The following is a 20,017-nucleotide window of genomic DNA, read 5'->3' as shown; positions in this document are numbered from 1 at the left end:
CACACGTAGTTGCGGACGGCTCGCGGCGGATTGCGCCAGCACAAACTTCCGACGGATCGCGAAAACGTGTTATTGAGCGGCGCGAATGTCGCCGCGCCCGGCCCGGAGAACATCATGGCTTCCATCGACCGCTCGCTGGTCGCGCATCTGCCGCTGTTTGCGGGGCTCTCCAACGAGGATCTTACCGAGGTGCTGCGGGAGGCCCGTTCGATTCGCGTGCCCCGCAACGCCGCGGTGTTCGAGCAGGGCGCGGATGCGAGCTCGTTCTTCCTGCTGCTGCACGGCCATGTCCGCGCCACCAAGACCACGCCGACCGGCGACCAGATCGTGGTCCGCTATGTCGTGCCCGGCGACACCTTCGGCGTCGCCCCCGCGATCGGCCTGCAGCATTATCCGGCGACGGCCACCGCCGTCGACGACAGCATCGTGCTGGCCTGGCCGTCCGCCGCCTGGCCGCGGCTGGTCGCGAGGTTCCCGTCGCTGGCGGCAAATACGCTGCAGACCGTCGGCCAGCGGCTGCAGGAAACCCATGCGCGCGTGATCGAGATGTCGACGCAGCAGGTCGAGCAGCGCATCGCGCATGCGCTGCTGCGGCTCGCCAACCAGGCGGGACGCAAGCTCGATCACGGCGTGCAGATCGACTTTCCGATCAGCAGGCAGGACATCGCGCAGATGACCGGCACCACGCTGCATACGGTCAGCCGCATCCTCTCTGGCTGGGAGCAGCTCGGCCTCGTCGAGAGCGGCCGTCAGAAGATCGTGCTCCGTGAACCGCACAAGATCGTGCTGCTGGCCGAACAGAACTCCGGCGACAGCGCGTCGTCGCGCTCCTGATCACGTGCAGGCGGACAGCGCCGAGAGGAATGCGTCGGGCTCGACGCCGTGCTCGCGACAGGCATCGGCGACATTGTGAAAGCAGGCGATCGGGCAGCCGACGCATCGCATCTGAAACGCGAGAAAGACGCCGATCGTCTCCGGCTTGCGCCGCATGAGATCGTCGACCAGTTCATCAAAGGTGATGGGCATGCGCGCCTCCATTCGAAAGCGAATGGTAGCCCGTAGCCCGTCGAACGTCTTTGTCGCGGCACAAGCACCGCGTCGTGCGGCGGGCTAAAGCATGATCCGGAAAAGTGCGCAGCGGTTTTCCGAAAAGATCATGCGCAAACAACAACCTAAAGCGCGATGACGATTCATCCTGATCTCATCGCGCTTTAGACCGCCCGGCTGTGCAGCTGCTTCGAGGCGTCGAGATGCGCGTCGAACGCCGCGGCCACGCTGCGCACCAGGAACCGCGAATGCTCGGTCACCGCCAGCGCGCTGCCGTTGAGCTCGACCACGCCATCGGAGATCAGCGACTGCAGCCGCGGCGCCGATTGCAGCATCGCATCGGTCTCGATGCCATGCCGCGTGCAGATCACGTCGAGGTCGACGCCATAGTCGCACATGATGCGCTCGATGATGTCGGCCCGCAGGCGATCGTCATCGGTCAGGCCATAGCCTTTCACCGTGGCGAGGCTGCCGGATGCGATCTGCCCCTCATAGGCACGAACCTGCGGTGCATTCTGGACGTAGCCCTGCGGCAGCTGTCCGATCGCCGAGGCGCCGAAGCCGATCAGGAGGTCGTTGGCGTCCGTTGTATAGCCCTGGAAATTGCGGTGCAGCCGGCCCTCACGGAAGGCAATCGTCATCGGGTCGGTCGGCAACGCGAAATGATCGAGCCCGATCTGGACGTAGCCGGCTTCCTTCAGCGCCTCGCCGATCGCGCACGCCTGATCGTACCGCTCCAGGCTGTCGGGCAGGGACGAATCCTGGATCTTGCGCTGGTGCGTCTTGAACGTGGGGACGTGCGCATAGCCGAACACGGACAGCCGATCGGGACGCAGATCGATGGCGCGCCGGACAGTGTCCAGACAGGAGAAGACGGTCTGATGCGGCAGCCCGTAGATCAGGTCGAAATTGACCCCGGCAACACCGGCCCTGCGCAGCCCAATCGTCGCCGCCGCGGTCTGCTCGAAGCTCTGCACCCGATTGATTGCCTTCTGCACCAGCGGATCGAAGCTCTGCACCCCCAGGCTCGCCCGGTTGACCCCGCTGACCCCCAGCGCATCGATCATGTCAGGCGTCAGCGTGCGCGGATCGATCTCGATGGCGATCTCGGCCGAGGGCAGCACGAAGAACGAATGACGCAGCGAGCCGACCAGATCGATCAACGACTCCGGCGCCATGATGGTGGGCGTGCCGCCGCCGAAGTGAATGTGGCCGACCGGAAGACGCCGGCCGATCTGGCGCGACACCATATCGATCTCGCAGCGCAGCGCCGATTCATAGACCGCGATCGGCTCGTCGCGCTTGGCCACCATGGTGTTGCAGCCGCAATACCAGCACATCGATCGGCAGAACGGCACATGCAGGTACAGGGATGCCGTCGCGCTCGCCGGGATGGCGCGCAACCATTCCGCATAGGTCGATGGCCCGACCGCAGCGGAGAAATGCGGCGCCGTGGGATAGCTGGTGTAGCGCGGGAGGCGCTCTTGTCCGTAGCATGCCGCGAGATCTGGTCTCATGTCCTGCCTGTCCACCTTGGGTTCGGACGTTCTTGGCACAAGGCAACAGGCGCGACCTTGAGCTTTCTCAAAGCGGCGGCCGGCAGAGCCCGTGAAGATTCCAGTAGAACGCCGGCTTTCGTGCTGGACTTTGCGCTTCCTCAAAGTGGCCGGACTATTTCGCATCATCATCAACCCATTGACGATTCGAGGAATCCGCAATGGAAGCTCTGCAACTGCTCATCCGCTCCTTCGCTCTCCTCGCCAGCATTCGCGGCCACATTCCCCAATCCGACGGCTTCGAGTCCTTCCGCGACGACCAGACGCCCGCCGGGCTGCTCGGCAACGTCGCGATGTTCCTGACAACGCTCTTCTGCGTGGCAGCCGCAGTGGCCTTCGTCGTGCTGCTGGCGGTCCGCTGGATGAGCTGACGATCTCCCCAGACCAATCGCGACGAATGGCGCGCTTCGCGCTATCGGCGTCTTCCATGATGCTCGTCCGTTCACGGCATCGCACCGGGGCCGCGCGGCGATCGCGCGCGCGAGTAGGCGCGCGTACTGCCGATAAATCATCATCGTCTCGATCGGGCCTCCCGATGCCACGCATTCGCGGCCCCGAGTGCGCCTGCGCCGGCATCATCTGCGCGCGCTCCTCCGACCGTTCCGCAATTGCTAACTTGCTTGTTGCAGCACAAACAAGCCGGGTTCCAACAGGCGCATGCTGTTTGCGGCACTACAACAGATCCAATGAAGGAGCGATCCATGTTGACCCGCCGCACCGCCCTGCTCAGTGCAGCCATCGCCGCGATGATGCTTGCGGCTCCCGCCGTTGCCGACGACCTCAAGCTGCCGCGCCAGAAGGTCGATCTGGTGGCCCCGCCGTTCGTGCATGCGCACGAGCAGGCCACCAAGCAGGGACCGAAGATCATGGAGTTCAAGCTCGTGGTCCAGGAGAAGAAGATGGTGATCGACGAGAAGGGCACCACCTTCCAGGCCATGACGTTCAACGGCTCGATGCCGGGTCCGCTGATGGTCGTTCACGAGGGCGACTATGTCGAGGTGACGCTGGTCAATCCGGCGACCAACACCATGCCGCACAACATCGACTTCCACTCCGCAACCGGCGCGCTCGGCGGCGGCGCACTGACCCTGGTCAATCCGGGTGAGCAGGTGGTGCTGCGCTGGAAGGCGACGCGCACCGGCGTGTTCGTCTATCACTGCGCCCCGGGCGGACCGATGATCCCCTGGCACGTCGTCTCCGGCATGAACGGCGCCGTGATGGTGCTGCCGCGCGACGGCCTCAATGACGGCCGCGGCCATGCGCTGCGCTACGATCGCGTCTACTACATCGGCGAGCAGGACCTCTATGTGCCGCGCGACGAGAAGGGCAATTTCAAATCCTACGATTCGCCCGGCGAGGCCTATACCGACACCGAGGAGGTCATGCGCAAGCTGACGCCGACCCACGTCGTGTTCAACGGCAAGGCGGGCGCGCTGACCGGCAAGGACGCGCTGACGGCCAATGTCGGCGAGAACGTGCTGATCGTGCACTCGCAGGCCAACCGCGACAGCCGCCCGCATCTGATCGGCGGTCATGGCGACTATGTCTGGGAGACCGGCAAGTTCTCCAATGCGCCGGAGACCGGACTCGAGACCTGGTTCATCCGTGGTGGCTCGGCGGGTGCCGCGCTCTACAAATTTCTGCAGCCCGGCATCTACGCCTATGTCACCCACAATCTGATCGAGGCGGCCAATCTCGGCGCCACCGCGCATTTCAAGGTCGAAGGCAAGTGGAACGACGACCTGATGACGCAGGTGAAAGCCCCGGCGGATATCCCCACCGGATCGACCAACTGATCAGCCCAAGGGGGCCGGCCCGTCCGGCCCCCGCTCGCCTCGATGTGCTGCCATGCTGCTCGCCTTCAAGATCAAGCTCACCCTCGCCTGCATCGTCGGACTGGCCGGCCCGACGGCGATGGCGCCCCTCCTCACGAGCCTCCCAAACCCCGCCGGCGGCACTCCAGCCCTCACCGAGATTGCACCGGGCGTAGTGAGCTATCGCGATTCCGGCGACCATCTGCGCAACGGCCGCCCCGCCGAGGCGCCCGTCGCGACGGTCCGCTTCGATCGTCCGCTGACGATCATGACCAACCAGGTCAGCGCCGCCGACTATCACACCTGTGTCGAAGCTCGCGCCTGCCGCGCGCTCGACCGCGATGTCCCCATCGCCATCGACCGTCCAGCCGTGCAGGTGAGCTGGCACGATGCCGTCGCTTATGCAGAATGGCTCTCGCGCAAGACCGGCGATCGCTATCGCCTGCCGACGGACACCGAGTGGGCTCATGCGGCCGGTAGCCGTTTCAAGGACGATGGCGTCGCAATCGACGACACTGACCCGTCGCGGCGCTGGATCGCGCGCTACGAACGGGAAGCCGCCTTGCCCGACGAATCCGAGACCCGCCGTTTCGGCGGCTTCGGCAACAACGAGCACGGCGTTGCCGATCTCGCGGGGAATGTCTGGGAATGGACCTCGACCTGCTTCACACGCAAGGTGCAGGACGATGCCGGACGCGTCATCAAGACCGTCAGCAATTGCGGCGTTCGCCTCGCGGAAGGCGCGCACCGGGCCTACGTGACCGACTTCATCCGCGATGCGCGCGCCGGCGGATGCGCCTCGGGCAAGCCACCGGCCAATCTGGGCTTCCGGCTGGTCCGCGAGCAGCCTGGATGGGGCCGCAGCATGGCGCGTCGTCTCGGCCGGCTGCTCGGCGCCGTCAGCATCTGACGGCGAGACCCCTCCGGCTTGCGCTGAGCGTCCAATGGGCGCGCTTGGCGGTGCCCTGACACTGGCACAATTGACAGTCACCCAATATCAACTTTCGGTTGCGAAGATCGAGCTACAAACGTTAGACAATTGCAGTTGAGAGACGCGATGAGCGGACCAGGAGGCGAGTGTGGTTTCTCGACATCCGCCGGTCTTCTTCACGTCCGACCTGCATGGGTACGGAATCGGCAACACCAGCTGGTTCGACGACAATTCACCACGCGCGCTGGCCGGACGCTGCCTCATCGACGCCCTGGAATATCTGCGGACGTCGCCGAAATTCGCCGCGCGGGACTGGCACGTGGTGAACGCGAACGCCGCACGCGTCGTTCATCAGTGTCTTGCGGACCCTGCGCTCGCGCGACGCGACATTCTCGATCGCGTAACGCCGGCGATCGAGGAGGTCTGCGCGCGGATCGTCGCGAGTCGCCAATACCGCATTCCGTTCTACGGCGATGATTTCTGGGACTGGGCCGGCGTGGTCGATGCCTTCTGCGAGGTGCAGACGGTCTCCGCCACGGCGGCGCAAGTCGCCAAGCGCGAGCTCGACCAGTTTCGCAGGACCGTGCACATCCGCATGCCCAGCGGCCTTTCGGTCGGCGATGCTGATCAGGAGTGGTTTGGCCCGGCGGTCGCGACGCGTGCCCATCGGCTGCTGGACACGCGCGCATCCGGCTTCGATCCGGATCTGCGCCACGAGCTGCAGGCCCAGGCGCTCGAACGCATCGAGCGCGGCAGGTATCGCGGCCGGCAAGTGACGCCCTGGCAGCTCAGCTGGCATTATGGTCAGGTCGTCGGCGAATTTCAGCGCGCAGCGAGCGAACAGGCGGCGGAGCTGGCGGATTTCGCTTGGCTGGCCGTGCCGCTCGAGCCCGCCAAGCGGGCGCTCGTTCTCGCCCGCATCCTGCAGGGCGCCGGCGCGATCAAGGATCGCCGAACCGTCCTGCAATCGCTGGAGGAGCTCTATCGCTGCGAGACGCCCGGACGCCCGCTCGGTCAGGGCGTGATCGGCGCCAGCATCGAGGCCTCCCTCGACGTGCTCGATGCGCTATGGCCGCAGCTCGACGACCGCGACAAGGCCGCCATCAACGCCATGCTCGACGCGCTGCGCTTCCTCCATGCCAAGGCGCATACCGTCGGCTTCGTGGTGGAGACGCCCGATGACATCGAAGGCCTGATCCAGGCGATGGGGCCGGGCACGCTGATCGAGCAGCGCAACGCCGCGCGGGCGATCATCCGGCATTCGTGCTTCCATGCCGTCATCTGCCTGGGGCGATCGATGACCGAGGTGGCGAGCGCCACGGCCGTCGCGGTCGAGGAGCATGGCGCACGTTGGGTGATCATGCCGGCACGTGCGCAGGCCCTGGGGCCGGCCCTCGCGCAAGCCGGCCACGGCGTCCGTTTCGTCGGCGCCGGCGCGGGCGATCTGGTCATCGCGGCCTCGTTGGCGCCGTTTCGGATCGACATCCAAGTGCGGGACGCGCTCAGCATCGCCGAGCCGCCCTTTCCCCATGAGGGGGGCATGATGATCCCGGCCGATCCGGAGCTCTGTCGTCTCGCGCATGAATCGGCGCAGGCCATGCTCGACGAGATCGGCGTGTTCTTCGAGGGGACGACGGTCACGCGCAATGACGAAGGGACCGACGCCGATGTCTCGGCGGCGTTTCCGGGCGCCCTCGCGGCGGACGGCACGGCTTATGTCATGGGACTGATCTGCCTCGGCCGCGGCGTGCCCTGTCTGGCGGTCCATAGCCTGACGCCGCCACAGGCTCACGCGAGCCCGCGGCACAACGCAGCCTGCCGGCTTGCGGTCAAGGTCGCGGAAATGCTGTGCCGGCGCTGGTAGTCGCGCCTCAGGTGTTCTTCAGCGCGACCCGGAATTCGGCTTCGGTCTTGGCCTTGACCTCGTCGAGCGTCACGCCGTCGGCGAGCTCGATCAGCGCCATTCCGTCATTGCCGTGCTTGTCGATGGTGAACACCGCAAGATCCGTCACGACCATGTCGACCACGCGCTCGCCCGTCAGCGGCAGATTGCACTGCTTGAGCAGCTTCGGTCCGTCCTTGGCGCTGTGCTCCATCACGACGACCACGCGCTTGACGCCGGCGACGAGATCCATCGCGCCGCCCATGCCCTTGACCATCTTGCCCGGGATCATCCAGTTGGCGAGGTCGCCGTTCTGGGCCACCTGCATGGCGCCGAGGATGGAGAGATCGATGTGTCCGCCGCGGACCATCGCGAACGAATCCGCCGAGGAGAAATAGCTGGTGATCGGCAGCTCGGTCACGGTCTGCTTGCCGGCATTGATGAGGTCGGGATCCTCCTCGCCCTCATAGGGGAACGGACCCATGCCGAGCATGCCGTTCTCGCTCTGCAGCGCGACGTCGACGCCCGGCGGGATGTAGTTGGAGACCAGCGTCGGAATGCCGATGCCGAGATTGACGTAGTAACCGTCCCGCAGCTCCTTGGCGGCGCGTGCCGCCATCTGCTCTCGCGTCCAGGCCATCAGACTTCCTCCCCGGCTGCAGCGGCGGCTTCACGTTTGCGCACGGTGCGCTGCTCGATGCGCTTGAGCGCGGTTCCAACCTGGATGATTCGCTTCACGAAGATGCCCGGCGTGTGGATGTGGTCGGGATCGATCTGGCCGGCCGGCAAGAGATGCTCGACCTCCGCGACCGTGACCTTGGCCGCCGTGGCCATCATCGGATTGAAGTTTCGCGCGGTCTTCCGGTAGACGAGGTTTCCGGCAGTGTCGCCCTTCCAGGCATGCACGATCGCGAGGTCGGCGAACAGGCCGCGCTCCATCAGGTATTTCTCGCCGTCGAATTCGCGCACTTCCTTGCCTTCGGCGACCAGCGTGCCGACGCCGGTCTTGGTGAAGAAGGCCGGGATGCCCGCGCCGCCGGCGCGGATGCGCTCGGCCAGGGTGCCTTGCGGGCAGAATTCCAGCTCCAGCTCGCCAGCCAGATATTGCTGTGCGAACAGCTTATTCTCGCCGACATAGGACGAGATCATCTTCTTGATCTGCCGCGTCTCCAGCAGCCGGCTGAGGCCGATGCCGTCGACGCCGGCATTGTTGGAGATGACGGTGAGGTTCTTCACCCCGGACTCGCGAATGGCGTCAGACAGGGTTTCTGCGATGCCGCAAAGGCCGAACCCGCCGGACATGATGGTCATGCCGTCCTTGAGAAGGCCCGCAAGGGCGGATTTGGCGTCCGGATAGACCTTGTTCATACGGGAATGACCTGATGCAGAGCGGCGACCGCGCGGATATCGATCGGATTATTAGGCGAAATCTTCGCAATGCGTCAATGATGCCTTCCCAACGTGCAGATCGTGCGTTAGCTGTCGGAGCCACCCGCGGCTCCGGAATGATCCGGGGGACGGGATCCGCAGGCTTCGCCGCAATCCGGCCACACCGGCGGCGCGGCCTTGAAAGCGTCAAGAAAACGCATCAAGTTGTTGATGTTGGCAAGGGTTTTCGGCGCGCCCTGCCCATCCCCAGTAAACAGCGATCCGACGACTCCAGGACATGTCCGTGACCATGGCCCAAGGAATGAGGCGGCTCGGCACACCGATTGCGGTGCTGCTCGGGATCGCGTTCGTGGGCCTGCTCGCGAGCTCCTGGCTGGTCAATCGTGAGGCACTTCGGCACGCCGTCGAGACCCAGATCCGCGCCGTGACGGGTCTCGAGCTGGTCGTCAAGGGACACATCGACGTCTCCTTGTTCCCCGGCAGCTACGTATCCTTCCACGATGTCGGCCTGAAAGGCAGCGGCACCGCCGACCCGGCATTGCGCGTCGATGTTCTGACCGCCAATCTGCAACTCCTGCCACTGCTGCTGCAGCGTTTCGAGATCGCCGACGTCATGATGCTGCGGCCGCAGATCAACGTCACCCGCGAAGCCGACGGCAACAGCAACTGGACGCCGTTCATCGAGACCATCGCGCGCACCATGCGCCCCGGCCCCGACAGTCAGATGTCGTTCTCCGAGATCCGCATTCAGGACGGCATCCTGGTCTATGAGGACAACAGCCATCATGCGACCGAGCGGCTCGACGACATCGACCTGTCGCTGGCCTGGCCCTCGATCTCGCGCTCGTTCGCCGCGACCGGGCAATTCGATTGGCGCGGCCAGCGCATCGAGGGCTCGATCAGCGTCAGCGATTTCCTGGCGGCACTGTCGGGAGACCGGTCCGGGCTGAAGATGCGCCTTGCCAGCCCGCCTTTGAAGGTCGCCTTCGACGGCACGGTTGCAAACCGCACCAGCGCGCTGATGGAAGGCACGCTGACGGTCGACAGCCCATCGCTGCGCGACGCGCTGCGCTGGACCGGGCAGACGCCGCTCGGCGGCGGCGGCTTCGGCCGCTTTGCGCTCCGTGCGCGCGCCAATGTCGTGGGCGCCTCGATCGCGCTCACCAATGTCAATGTCGAGCTCGACGGCAACACGGCCGAGGGCGTGATGACCTACGCCAACAACGGTCGGCAGGCGCTGCAGGCGACGCTTGCGGCCGATGCGCTCGACTTCACCCCCTACATCTCGACGTTCCGGCTGCTCGCCAACGGCGCGCGCGACTGGAATCGCCAGCTGTTCGACCTCAAGGCGCTGTCCACGACGGACCTCGACATGCGGCTATCGGCCGCAAAGGTCACGGTCGGCTCGTCGAAGCTCGGACGCACCGCCTTCGGCGCCAATTTGCGCAACGGCGTGCTCGCTCTCTCCGTCGGCGAAGCGCAGATGTATGGCGGCGTCGTGCGGGGCTCGTTTGGAATCGCCCGTGCGGACACGGTCGCCGACGTGAAGGCCGAGCTGCAGTTCAACGACGTCGATCTGCAGGCCTGCGCCAATGAGATGTTCGGCATCTCGTCGCTGTCCGGGCGTGGCAATCTCAACGTGTCGCTGACCGCCTCCGGCTCGAGCCCGTTCGGGCTCGCGCAGTCGCTGGACGGCAGCGCCAATCTGCAGGGCCGCGACGGCGCGATCTCCGGCTTCAACGTCGAGCAGCTGCTGAAGCGTCTCGAGCGCAGCCCGCTGTCGCGCGGCGGCAATTTCCGCACCGGCTCGACGCCCTACGACTCGCTGACGATCGCTGTGAGGTTCGCGGACGGTGTCGCCACCGCCGAGGACATCAGGGTGGAGAGCCCGACCGCACGCATCACCATGACCGGCACGGCGTCGGTGCCGAGCCGCGAATACGACTTCAAGGGTGTGGCCAGCCTGTTGTCGGCCGGCAATGGCAATAACGGCTTCGAGCTGCCGTTCGTCGTGCAGGGCCCCTGGGAAGATCCGCTGATCTTTCCCGATCCGGAGAGCCTGATCCGCCGTGCTCCGGCCGCCGCCCCTCTGCTCGACGCCGTCAAGGATCGCAAGACGCGCGATGCCGTGCGCTCCGTGCTCGAGCGCTTCACCGGCGGCGGACTGCGGCCGGCGCAGCCGGACAACGCCCCGCAAGCCGATGCGCCGGCGGGCGACAGTTCCACAAAGCAGAACTGATCTGATCTCATCGTGGAAAGGCGGAGAAGCACTGCCGCAGTCGCGACCTATGTCTGATATATTACTTCTGGATCACGCCGTGCCCCTGGGTTAGTGTCCGCGCAACCGATCAAGCAAGATCGGCGGATCAGGGAGAGACATGTGAAATCCAGGGGAATGGGTGCGCTTTCAATCGCAGTCGCCGCCGGGCTGTTTTGCGCTGCAGCACCGGCCGTCGCTCAGGACACCATCACGATCTGGTGGAGCAAGGGCTTCTACAAGTCCGAGGACGATGCGCTGCTCAACGTCGTCAAGAAGTTCGAAGCCAAGACCGGCATCAAGGTCGAGCTGTCGCAATATGCGATCCAGGACATGATCCCGAAGACGGTCGCCGCGCTCGATTCCGGTACCGTGCCCGACGTGGCCTATGCCGACACCTACGACGTCCAGGCCCAGGGCAAGTGGGCCTATGAAGGCAAGCTCGAGGACCTCACCGACATCCTGGAGCCGATGAAGTCGGCCTTCGCTCCGAACACGCTCGAGACCGCCTATCTCTTCAACAACGTCACCAAGAAGAAGGCCTATTACGGCTTCCCGCTGAAGCAGCAGAGCATGCACGTCCAGATCTGGGGCGACCTGCTGGACAAGGCCGGCTTCAAGCAGAGCGACATCCCGACCAAGTGGGAAGACTATTGGACGTTCTGGTGCGACAAGGTGCAGCCGGCAGTTCGCAAGGCGACCGGCCAGCGCATGTATGGTGTCGGCCAGCCGATGGGCGTGGAATCCACCGACTCGTTCCAGTCGTTCTACACCTTCATGGACGCCTACAACGTCAAGCTGGTCGACGACGACGGCAAGCTGCTGGTCGACGATCCCAAGGTGCGCGACGGTCTCATCAAGGCGATGAAGGACTATACCGACACCTACATCAAGGGCTGCACGCCGCCGTCCTCGACGACCTGGAAGGATCCCGACAACAACGTCGCCTTCCACAACAAGACGATCGTGATGACCCACAATTTCACGATCTCGATCGCAGCCAAATGGTTCGAGGACTCCACCAACCCGGCGCTGACCCCCGAGCAGCGCGCGGCCGGCAAGAAGGCCTATGAGGAGGACATCATCACCGCGTCCTTCCCCAACAAGCCCGATGGCACGCCGATCAAGTACCGCTCCGACGTCAAGACCGGTCTCATCTTCAGCAACGCGAAGAACAAGGCGCAGGCCAAGGAGTTCATCAAATTCCTGATGCAGGAGGAGAACCTGCGGCCCTATATCGAGGGCGCGCTCGGCCGCTGGTTCCCGGTGACCACGGCAAGCCAGCAGAGCCCGTTCTGGCAGGCCGACCGCCATCGCAAGGCCGTCTACACCCAGTTCACGGGTGGCACGACGCCGTTCGACTTCACCAAGAACTACAAGTTCACGATTCTCAACAATGAGAACGTCTGGGCGAAGGCGATGAACCGCGTGGTCAGCGAGAAGGTGCCGGTCGAGAAGGCCGTCGACGAACTGATCGCCCGCCTCAAGGAAGTCGCCGGCTAGTCACTCGCAACGCGATGCACTAGCCTGAGATCCTGACGAACGACAACACGTGCCGGCCGCAGCGTCTGCGGCCGGTTTGGCGATAGGCGGGACAAGACGACCCGGGAAGAAACGACCATGGCGATCACGCTCTCAGCTTCCGATTCCGCGCTCGCGGAAGCGCCGCGTCCGGTGCTGCTGACACCGTCACAGGTGTGGGGCATCGTCATGCTCGCGCCCTACCTGCTGATCTTTCTGGCCTTCGTCGTCTATCCTGTCGGCTACGGCCTGTGGCTGGCGCGAGATCCGGCCAGCTACGTCGCGCTGTTCAACGATCCGATCTTCGCGCGCGCCGCCGTCAACACGCTCATTTTCCTGCTGGTCGGCATCAATCTGAAGATGCTGATCGCACTGTTCCTGTCCGGCTTCTTCATCCAGCAGCGCGGCTGGATCAAATGGCTGTCGGTGATCTTCATCCTGCCCTGGGCGGTGCCGTCGATCCCGACCATCCTGTCGGTCCGCTTCATGCTCAATCCCGAATGGGGCGTGATCAACCAGCTGATCTTCAAGTTCACCGGCGAGGACGGCCCGAACTGGCTGAACGACCCAACGGTCGCGCTGGCGATGGCCATCGGCATGCACATCTGGAAGTCGCTGCCGTTCTGGACGCTGATCCTGATGACCGGACGGCTGGCGATCTCGCACGATCTGTTCGAGGCTGCCGAGGTCGACGGCGCGACCTGGTGGCAGAAGTTCCGCTTCATCACCTGGCCGTCGATGCAGACGCTCTACATCACCTGCACGCTGCTCTCGATGATCTGGACGCTGGGTGACTTCAACAGCGTCTATCTGTTGACCGGCGGCGGACCGGCCGATCTGACCCACGTCCTCTCGACGCTCGGCATCCGCTATCTCCGGCTCGACCAGCTCAGCCTCGCGATGGCCTCGATCGTCTGCGCGATGCCGCTGGTGCTCCCCCTGGTCTATTTCATGATGAAGCGGTTGTCGCGATGAAGCTCCCCACCCTGCGCGAAGTCGGGACCGAAGCCCGGCTGTTGCTGATCGGCATCCCCGTCTTCATCTGGACGATGATTCCGATCTATCACATGTTCCTGTTCGCGATCTCGCCCAAGGAGGACGCGTTCTCGGGCAAGCTGTGGCCGGACCATCCGACCCTGCACAACTTCTCGATCGTGTTTCACCAGCAGCATTACTTCCTGCGCGACTTCTGGCTCCAGTTCGGCAACTCTGTCGTGATCGCCGTGGCCGTCGGCGCCTTGACCCTGGTGATCGCAACATGCGCCGCCTATGCGATCTCGCGTCTGCGCGTGCCCGGCAGCCGCGTGGTGATGAACCTCGCGCTGTTCACCTATTTCATTCCGGCTGCGTTCCTTGCAGTGCCGATGTATCGCACCATGGGCAAATACGGCCTGCTCAACAACGACTGGTCGTTGATCCTGGCGATGGTGACGATCGCGTCGCCCTACGCGATCTGGGTGCTGAAGCAGGCCTCCGACAAGCTCCCGGTCGAGCTGGACGAGGCGGCCGTCATGGACGGCGCGAGCCCGTTGCAGATCTTCCGGCTCGTCTACGTGCCGTTGATGATGCCCTCGCTGGTCGCAATCGGCACCTATGCGGTGCTGCTGGCCTGGAACGAGTACCTCTACGCGTTCCTGCTGCTGTCGAACGACAAGGAGATCACGCTGCCCGTTGCGCTCGGCAACTTCCTCGCCGCCGACGATTCGCCGTGGGAGCTCCTGATGACCACCGGCTTCATCTACGCGCTGCCACCGGCCGCCGTGTATTACGCCTTCAAGCGCTACATGGTGGGCGGGCTGACTGCGGGCGCCGTGAAGTCGTGATGGAACGATGAAGGTCGGATTTCGTCAGGGTCGGTTCGCGGATGCCGCGCGGCCGAGCTGGGATGGCGACCGCCCGCGCCCGATCGACTGGTTCGCATGGTACCCGGCCGCGGACGGCGCCATCGAGGCCGCGCTTCCGATTGCCCCGTGGCCGCAGGGCTGGTTCAAGTCAGGACCTGCTGCGCTGAACGCGCCGCTGGCCGGCAATGGTCGATATCCGCTCGTGGTCTACTCGCACGGCACCGGCTGCAACGGCCTGCAGGTCGAATGGCTGGCGCGCGAGCTGGCCAGCCACGGCTTCATCGCGGTCGGGATCAACCATCACGGCAACAACAATGCCGCACCGTTCCGCGCCGAAGGCTTTCTCTGCTCGTGGGAACGGCCGCGCGACATCTCGGTGCTGATCGACCACCTCGTCACTCATCCTGACTTTACAGGCCGCATCGATCTCGATCGCATCCTCGCGGTCGGCTATTCGCTCGGCGGCGTCACGGCCACCGCCCTGCTCGGCGCCATCATGATCCGCTCGCCGTTCGAGCCCGGCGCCAATCTCGGCCGCGGCCCGCGCGAGTTTCCGGATCTCGCCGATCATCTGCCGCGCCTGATGGCCGAGAGCCAGATCTTCCGCGACTCATGGGGCCGGATGTCGGCGTCGTATCACGACCCGCGCATCAAGGCGGCGCTGCTGCTGGCGCCGGGCCGCTCGGTGCAGGGTTTCTCGGAGGAGAGCGTCGCCGCGATCCGCGTGCCGACGCACATCATGGTCGGCGGCGCCGACGCGCTGCTGCCGTCGGCGCGCTGGCTGCAGGAACGATTGCCGCACAGCACGCTCGACATCGTCGCTGATGAGGCCGGCCACTACGTTTTCCTGCCCGAGAGCACCGAACTCGGCCGCAGTTCCGATCCCGCCAGTTGCGTCGATCCGGCATCGGTCGATCGCGGATCAATCCACCGCGCGGTGGTCGCCGCCGCCTTGAAGCTGTTCGCGCGCTGATCGACGCTGCGACAGCACTCGTGATCATCTTCGCGAGTTGCGCTCGTGTGAACGCAGCAGGGCCCCGCAACCTCAGCTGTCATGCCCGCGTAGGCGGGCATCCAGTACGCCGCGGCCTCTCGGCGGACTCACAGGCGTCTCGGCGTAATGGATCGCCCGGTCAAGCCGGGCGATGACGGCTGTGATGACGCGGCCATAGGTGCCTAAAGCGGGGCCGCGCTCTCACCCCGGTCACTCGACAGTTTCGACGCCAACGAAGCGATCACGATGACCACCGCGATCAGCCCGATCACCAGCGTACAGATCGCGTTGATCTCCGGCTTCACACCGAGCCGCACCTCCGAATAGATCCGGATCGGCAGGGTCGCAGAGCCCGGGCCAGTGGTGAAGCTCGCGATCACGAGATCGTCGAGCGACAACGTGAACGCCAGCATCCAGCCAGCGAGCACGGCCGGCGCGATCAGCGGCAGCGTGACCATCACGAAGGCGCGGACCGGATCGCAACCGAGATCCATCGCGGCCTCTTCGAGACTGCGGTCGAGCGAGACCAGCCGCGACTGGACGACCACCGCCACGAAGCACATCGTCAGCGTGGTGTGGGCGATCGTGACGGTCCAGAAGCCGCGTTCCGCCTCCAGCGCCACGAACAGCAACAACAGCGACAGGCCGGTGATCACCTCGGGCATCACCAGCGGCGCATACAGCATGCCGGAGAACAGCATGCGCCCGCGGAACCCCTCGCCGCGCGACAGCGCCACGGCCGCCAGCGTGCCGAGCACCGTCGCCACCGTGGCCGACGTCGCGCCGACGCGCAGGCTCATCCAGGCCGCGTCGATCATGGCGCGGTCGTTGAAGAACTCGTGATACCAGCGCAGCGACCAGCCGCCCCACACCGTCACCAGCCGCGAGGCGTTGAACGAGTAGATGACCAGGATCAGGATCGGCAGATAGAGGAAGGCGAACCCGAGCGCGAGCGAGGCGATGTTGAAGCGCGACAGGCGTGAGGATTTTGCCGCCATCACCGGCTCTCTTCCAGCTGCCGGCGTTGCAGCCGGTCGTAGAGCAGGAGCGGGAGCAGCAGGACGACGAGCAGCACCACGGCGATGCTGGAGGCCACCGGCCAGTCCTTGTTGGTGAAGAATTCGAGCCACAGCGTCTGGCCGATCATCAGCGACTTGGAGCCGGCGAGCAGGTCGGGAATGACGAATTCGCCGACGATCGGGATGAAGCACAGCAGGCTGCCGGCGCCGACGCCGGGCAGCGACAGCGGAAACGTCACCAGCCAGAAGATCTCGCGCGGCGAGGCGCCGAGGTCGGCGGCGGCCTCCTCAAGCGCCGGCTCCAGCTTGGTCAAGGTCGCGAACAGCGGCAGGATCATGAACGGCAGATAGGAGTAGACGATGCCGACATACATCGCGCTGTCGGTCGACAGCCACACCACCGGCGTCGACACCAGGTGCAGCGCGAGCAGGATCTGGTTCAGCAGGCCGTCATGCTGGAGGATGTTGACCCAGGCATAGATGCGGATCAGGAACGAGGTCCAGAACGGGATGATGACCAGCATCATCGCGATGCCCTGCCAGCGCCTGGGCAGCCGCGCCATGCCATAGGCGATGGGATAGCCGATCAGCAGCAGGATCGCCGTCGATGTGAGAGCAACAACGACGCTGCGCAGATAGGACGCGAGATAGAGATCGTCGGAGAGCAGCAGGCGGAAATTGTCGAGCGACAACGCGGCGAAGGCGTCGCGGAGCGACGACCAGCCCTCCGCCAGCGAGAACACCGGCGTATAGGGCGGCTGCGCGATCGCGGTCTGCGACAGGCTGATCTTGAGAACGAAGAGGAACGGCACCAGGAAGAACAGCGTCATCCAGACATAGGGCGCAATCGCCGCGAAACGCGCCGGACGCGAGAAGATGCGGCGCGCGCTCATCGCTCCAGCACCACGCAATCGTCGGGGGTGAACCAGGCCACGACGCGCTGGTTCAGCCCATAGCCGTCGGCATCGAGTCGCGCGGTGTTGGTCTGCGCGGCGTGAACGGCGGCGCCCCCATCGAGCCTGATCTTGTACACGGTCTTGCCGCCGAGATAGCTCGCATCGGAGATGATCCCCTCGACGCAATTGATCGCGGCGGCGTCGCCCGCGGGCCGGCGGAGCGCAAGGCGGATCTTCTCGGGACGGATCGCGACAGCGACCTTGCTCTCGTTGATCGGAGCAACGGGCTGCGCCGCCACCAGCTCGCCGGCGGTCGTCGTGCTGACCCTGAGCCGGTGCGGCTCCCGCGCGGTCACCTCGCCCTCGAACAGATTGATGTCGCCAACGAACTGCGCCACCCAGCGCGAGGCCGGCTCCTCATAGAGGCGGCGCGGCACGGCGACCTGCTCGAGCTTTCCCGCGTTCATGACGCCGATGCGGCTCGCCACGGTCATCGCCTCCTCCTGGTCGTGGGTGACGATGATGAAGGTCATGCCGAGCCTGCGCTGCAGCTCCATCAGCTCGAACTGCGTGCTCTCGCGCAACTTCCTGTCGAGCGCGGCCATCGGCTCGTCGAGCAGCAGCACCTGCGGCCGGCGCGCCAGCGAGCGCGCCAGCGCCACGCGCTGCTTCTGGCCGCCAGAGAGCTGATCGGGCTTGCGCTTCTCCAGCCCTTCGAGCCGGACCAGTGCCACCATCTCCGCGACGCGGGTGGCGATCTCGGCGCGTGGCATGCCGGCGCGGCGGAGGCCGAAGGCAATGTTGTCGCGCACATTCAGATGCGGGAACAGCGCGTAATTCTGGAACATCATGTTGACGGGCCGCTCGTGCGGCAGAACCTGCGCGATGTCCTCACCCGACAGCAGGATGCGCCCTTCATCCGGCGTCTCGAAGCCGGCCAGCATGCGCAACAGCGTGGTCTTGCCGCAGCCGCTCGGGCCGAGCAGCGCGAAGAACTCGCCAGCGCGGATGTCGAGCGAGACCCCGTCGACCGCGCGGAAGCTGCCGAAGGTCTTCACGACGTTCTCGATCCGCAGGATCGGCGGCTGGGGATCAGGACGGGGTTCCGGCGATGGCGCCGGCTCGGCAGCGGGCTCCGGGGTCGCGATGTCGTCAGCCATGTCCAGAGCCATGTCCAGTCAAATCACCCTGCCGGCTCACAGCGGCGCGGCGCGGGCAAGCTAGCCGCCGATCGACTGCAGCTCAACCGCACGGGCCGGACTATCCCCGTCCACCTCGCGCGCGGGCGGCGTGGTCTGTGCGGCGGTTGCGGTGGCCATGAACGCGGCCAGCGCATCGCGCTCGGCTGCCGAGACGCTCAGGCCGAGTTTGCTCCGCCGCCACAGCACGTCATCCGGAAACCGTGCCCATTCCCTGGTCACGAGATAGCGGACCTCCGCGGCGGTCAGCTGCGATCCGAAGGCCTGACCGAGATCGGCCCGGCTCTTGGCCCCGCCGAGAATCTCCCTGGACCGGGTGCCGTAGGCGGCGACCAGCCGCCGTGCCTCGGCGTCACCGAGAAAACGCCAGCGATCCCGCACGTCGTCGACGAGATCCTCGAAGCGATCCCAATCGAAATCGCCGCCGGGCAGCGGTGCCCTGGCCGTCCAGCCCGGCGACATCGGACAGAATCTGGCGAGCCGGGACACCGCCTGCTCCGCGCGCCGGCGGACGGTGGTGACATCGCCGCCGCACATGGTCAGCAGCGGCGCCATCTGCCGGCTGGCATCGAGGCTCACGACCGTCTCCAGCCGTGCCCCCACATCACCGCGCAGCACCATCATGTTGGCGCCGGACACGGTTCTGACGACGTCGGCGGGCTGGATGTCCGCGCGGAAATAGCGGTTGGCTGCCTTGCAGAGATAAATGACGTCGGGCGCCGCCGTCGCGACCACGGCCGGATCGCCTCGGAAGCCATGAGCCACGGTGCCGATCAGCGTGAAGTCGTGCTCATAGGGCTGGGCGAAGATCAGCCGCCCATCCGCGTTCTGGAACACGTAGACGGCGTCGACCTCGAACAGCCGGGGCACCACGATCTGGCTCACCTGCCGCGCGGCCACCCGGGGCGGCGGCTGGCGCAGCACGGTCTCCGCGGTCGAGACGCTCCAGGCGCCGGTCGCGTTGGCCAGGGCACGGGAGGTGACGATGCGGCGATGCCCGCGATCGATGATGGCCAGGCGCCAGATGCGGTCGCGGTCGGCGCGGATGCAGCGTGCGCCGGTTCTGATCGCGGCGCCCCGCTCGGCGGCATCGAGCGCCGTCAGCACGACCAGGCGGGAATCGTCGACGACGCAGTCGGAATATTCGAACGCGGTGCCGATCGGACGCTTCAGCGCGTCGCCGACCGGATGATGCGTCACATCGAGCGTCGTCGCGGCAGGCAGCCGCTTGCGCGCGGCGAGCCGGTCGTACAGCCACAGTCCGGCACGCAGCTGCCAATGCGGACGCTCATCAGCATGAGCCGGAATCACGAAGCGGACCGGGCGTACCAGATGCGGCGCTGTCGCGAGCCAGACGTCACGTTCGGCGAGCGATCTGCGCACGCGCAGGAAGCTCCGGCGCTCCAGCGCGGCGAGATCGCCATGCACCAGCCGGGACGTGGCCGACGAAGCGGCGCCGCCGAGATCGCCCTGCTCGATCAGGATGACACGCAAGCCACGGCCGGCCGCGTCGCGCGCCAGGCTGACGCCGTTCAGGCCACCACCGATGATCGCAAGATCGTAGTCCGCCATACGCAACGTCTTCGAGCGTGTCAGGACGAACGAGCGTAGACCTGCGCCGATGATTCTCGTAGCGGCGTGGCAGCAACGTCGGCGGATAAATTCGTG

Annotated in this window: 18 protein-coding genes; 10 read left to right on the top strand and 8 right to left on the bottom strand. The window is 65.6% G+C overall.

From position 1 onward, the window contains the following. Window positions 1-114: 114 nt before the first annotated feature. Window positions 115-834 carry a Crp/Fnr family transcriptional regulator gene (locus tag QXZ94_RS30550; protein WP_315724674.1) on the top strand — a complete coding sequence of 240 codons (720 nt, stop codon included), beginning with the start codon at window positions 115-117 and terminating at the stop codon, window positions 832-834. Here the strand turns inward: QXZ94_RS30550 and QXZ94_RS30545 are convergent, their stop codons facing one another. After that, the gene (locus QXZ94_RS30545) at window positions 835-1,026 is read right to left on the bottom strand and encodes a DUF1858 domain-containing protein (protein ID WP_172109916.1); all 192 of its coding nucleotides are present in this window, start codon (window positions 1,024-1,026) and stop codon (window positions 835-837) included. It abuts the gene before it with no gap. 185 nt (window positions 1,027-1,211) lie between these two features. After that, window positions 1,212-2,564 (bottom strand): oxygen-independent coproporphyrinogen III oxidase, encoded by a 1,353-nt coding sequence (gene hemN, locus QXZ94_RS30540; RefSeq protein WP_315724671.1) that lies wholly within the window; start codon window positions 2,562-2,564, stop codon window positions 1,212-1,214. Between the two features lie 200 nt (window positions 2,565-2,764). On the opposite strand from hemN, the gene QXZ94_RS30535 reads away from it, so the two are divergent. The 4 genes from QXZ94_RS30535 (at window position 2,765) to QXZ94_RS30520 (ending at window position 7,212) form a co-directional block, all read left to right on the top strand. Continuing rightward, window positions 2,765-2,974, top strand: coding sequence for a hypothetical protein (locus QXZ94_RS30535; RefSeq protein ID WP_172109918.1), 210 nt, complete (start codon window positions 2,765-2,767; stop codon window positions 2,972-2,974). Window positions 2,975-3,304: 330 nt separating this feature from the next. Then, window positions 3,305-4,399 carry a copper-containing nitrite reductase gene (nirK, locus tag QXZ94_RS30530; RefSeq protein WP_315724669.1) on the top strand — a complete coding sequence of 365 codons (1,095 nt, stop codon included), beginning with the start codon at window positions 3,305-3,307 and terminating at the stop codon, window positions 4,397-4,399. A gap of 52 nt (window positions 4,400-4,451) precedes the next feature. Beyond that, window positions 4,452-5,327 (top strand): SUMF1/EgtB/PvdO family nonheme iron enzyme, encoded by an 876-nt coding sequence (locus tag QXZ94_RS30525; RefSeq protein WP_315724667.1) that lies wholly within the window; start codon window positions 4,452-4,454, stop codon window positions 5,325-5,327. A gap of 169 nt (window positions 5,328-5,496) precedes the next feature. Beyond that, on the top strand, window positions 5,497-7,212 hold the full coding sequence (locus QXZ94_RS30520) for a hypothetical protein (protein WP_315724665.1): 1,716 nt from the start codon (window positions 5,497-5,499) through the stop codon (window positions 7,210-7,212). Window positions 7,213-7,219: 7 nt separating this feature from the next. Here QXZ94_RS30520 and QXZ94_RS30515 read toward each other — a convergent pair whose 3' ends face one another. After that, entirely contained in the window at window positions 7,220-7,870 is a 651-nt protein-coding gene (locus QXZ94_RS30515; protein ID WP_172109922.1) for a CoA transferase subunit B, read from the bottom strand. Beyond that, window positions 7,870-8,598, bottom strand: a complete 729-nt coding sequence (locus QXZ94_RS30510; protein ID WP_009030127.1) for a CoA transferase subunit A — start codon at window positions 8,596-8,598, stop codon at window positions 7,870-7,872. The genes QXZ94_RS30515 and QXZ94_RS30510 overlap by 1 nt, the downstream gene beginning before the upstream one ends. A gap of 310 nt (window positions 8,599-8,908) precedes the next feature. Between QXZ94_RS30510 and QXZ94_RS30505 the strand changes: the two genes are divergently transcribed. The 5 genes from QXZ94_RS30505 to QXZ94_RS30485 all read left to right on the top strand — a co-directional run bounded on the left by QXZ94_RS30505 (window position 8,909) and on the right by QXZ94_RS30485 (window position 15,214). Further along, window positions 8,909-10,858 carry an AsmA family protein gene (locus tag QXZ94_RS30505; protein WP_315726631.1) on the top strand — a complete coding sequence of 650 codons (1,950 nt, stop codon included), beginning with the start codon at window positions 8,909-8,911 and terminating at the stop codon, window positions 10,856-10,858. A gap of 141 nt (window positions 10,859-10,999) precedes the next feature. Next, on the top strand, window positions 11,000-12,379 hold the full coding sequence (locus QXZ94_RS30500) for an ABC transporter substrate-binding protein (protein WP_172133876.1): 1,380 nt from the start codon (window positions 11,000-11,002) through the stop codon (window positions 12,377-12,379). A 117-nt stretch (window positions 12,380-12,496) separates the two neighbouring features. Further along, entirely contained in the window at window positions 12,497-13,372 is an 876-nt protein-coding gene (locus QXZ94_RS30495; RefSeq protein WP_315724658.1) for a sugar ABC transporter permease, read from the top strand. Beyond that, window positions 13,369-14,220: a carbohydrate ABC transporter permease gene (locus QXZ94_RS30490; protein ID WP_315724656.1), complete on the top strand. Its 852-nt coding sequence runs from the start codon at window positions 13,369-13,371 to the stop codon at window positions 14,218-14,220. Before QXZ94_RS30495 ends, QXZ94_RS30490 begins: the two co-directional genes overlap by 4 nt. A 7-nt stretch (window positions 14,221-14,227) precedes the next feature. After that, a complete protein-coding gene (locus QXZ94_RS30485) occupies window positions 14,228-15,214 on the top strand; it encodes an alpha/beta hydrolase family protein (protein WP_315724654.1) in 987 nt (328 codons plus the stop codon). Window positions 15,215-15,417: 203 nt separating this feature from the next. Here the strand turns inward: QXZ94_RS30485 and QXZ94_RS30480 are convergent, their stop codons facing one another. Genes QXZ94_RS30480 through QXZ94_RS30465 form a run of 4 tightly spaced genes read right to left on the bottom strand, consistent with a single transcriptional unit; the run spans window position 15,418 to window position 19,921 of the window. Continuing rightward, window positions 15,418-16,233: an ABC transporter permease gene (locus QXZ94_RS30480; protein ID WP_315724652.1), complete on the bottom strand. Its 816-nt coding sequence runs from the start codon at window positions 16,231-16,233 to the stop codon at window positions 15,418-15,420. Next, window positions 16,233-17,147, bottom strand: a complete 915-nt coding sequence (locus QXZ94_RS30475) for an ABC transporter permease (RefSeq protein ID WP_315724650.1) — start codon at window positions 17,145-17,147, stop codon at window positions 16,233-16,235. Before QXZ94_RS30475 ends, QXZ94_RS30480 begins: the two co-directional genes overlap by 1 nt. Further along, entirely contained in the window at window positions 17,144-18,310 is a 1,167-nt protein-coding gene (locus QXZ94_RS30470; RefSeq protein ID WP_315724648.1) for an ABC transporter ATP-binding protein, read from the bottom strand. The genes QXZ94_RS30475 and QXZ94_RS30470 overlap by 4 nt, the downstream gene beginning before the upstream one ends. A gap of 60 nt (window positions 18,311-18,370) precedes the next feature. Then, complete coding sequence (locus tag QXZ94_RS30465) at window positions 18,371-19,921, bottom strand: glycerol-3-phosphate dehydrogenase (protein WP_315724646.1); 1,551 nt, start codon at window positions 19,919-19,921, stop codon at window positions 18,371-18,373. Window positions 19,922-20,017 lie beyond the last annotated feature (96 nt).

The organism is Bradyrhizobium sp. SZCCHNS2022 (assembly GCF_032377575.1).
Lineage (GTDB): Bacteria > Pseudomonadota > Alphaproteobacteria > Rhizobiales > Xanthobacteraceae > Bradyrhizobium > Bradyrhizobium aeschynomenes.
The sequence above is the reverse complement of the archived record's forward strand: the minus strand, read 5'-3'. Positions and strand labels throughout refer to the sequence as shown.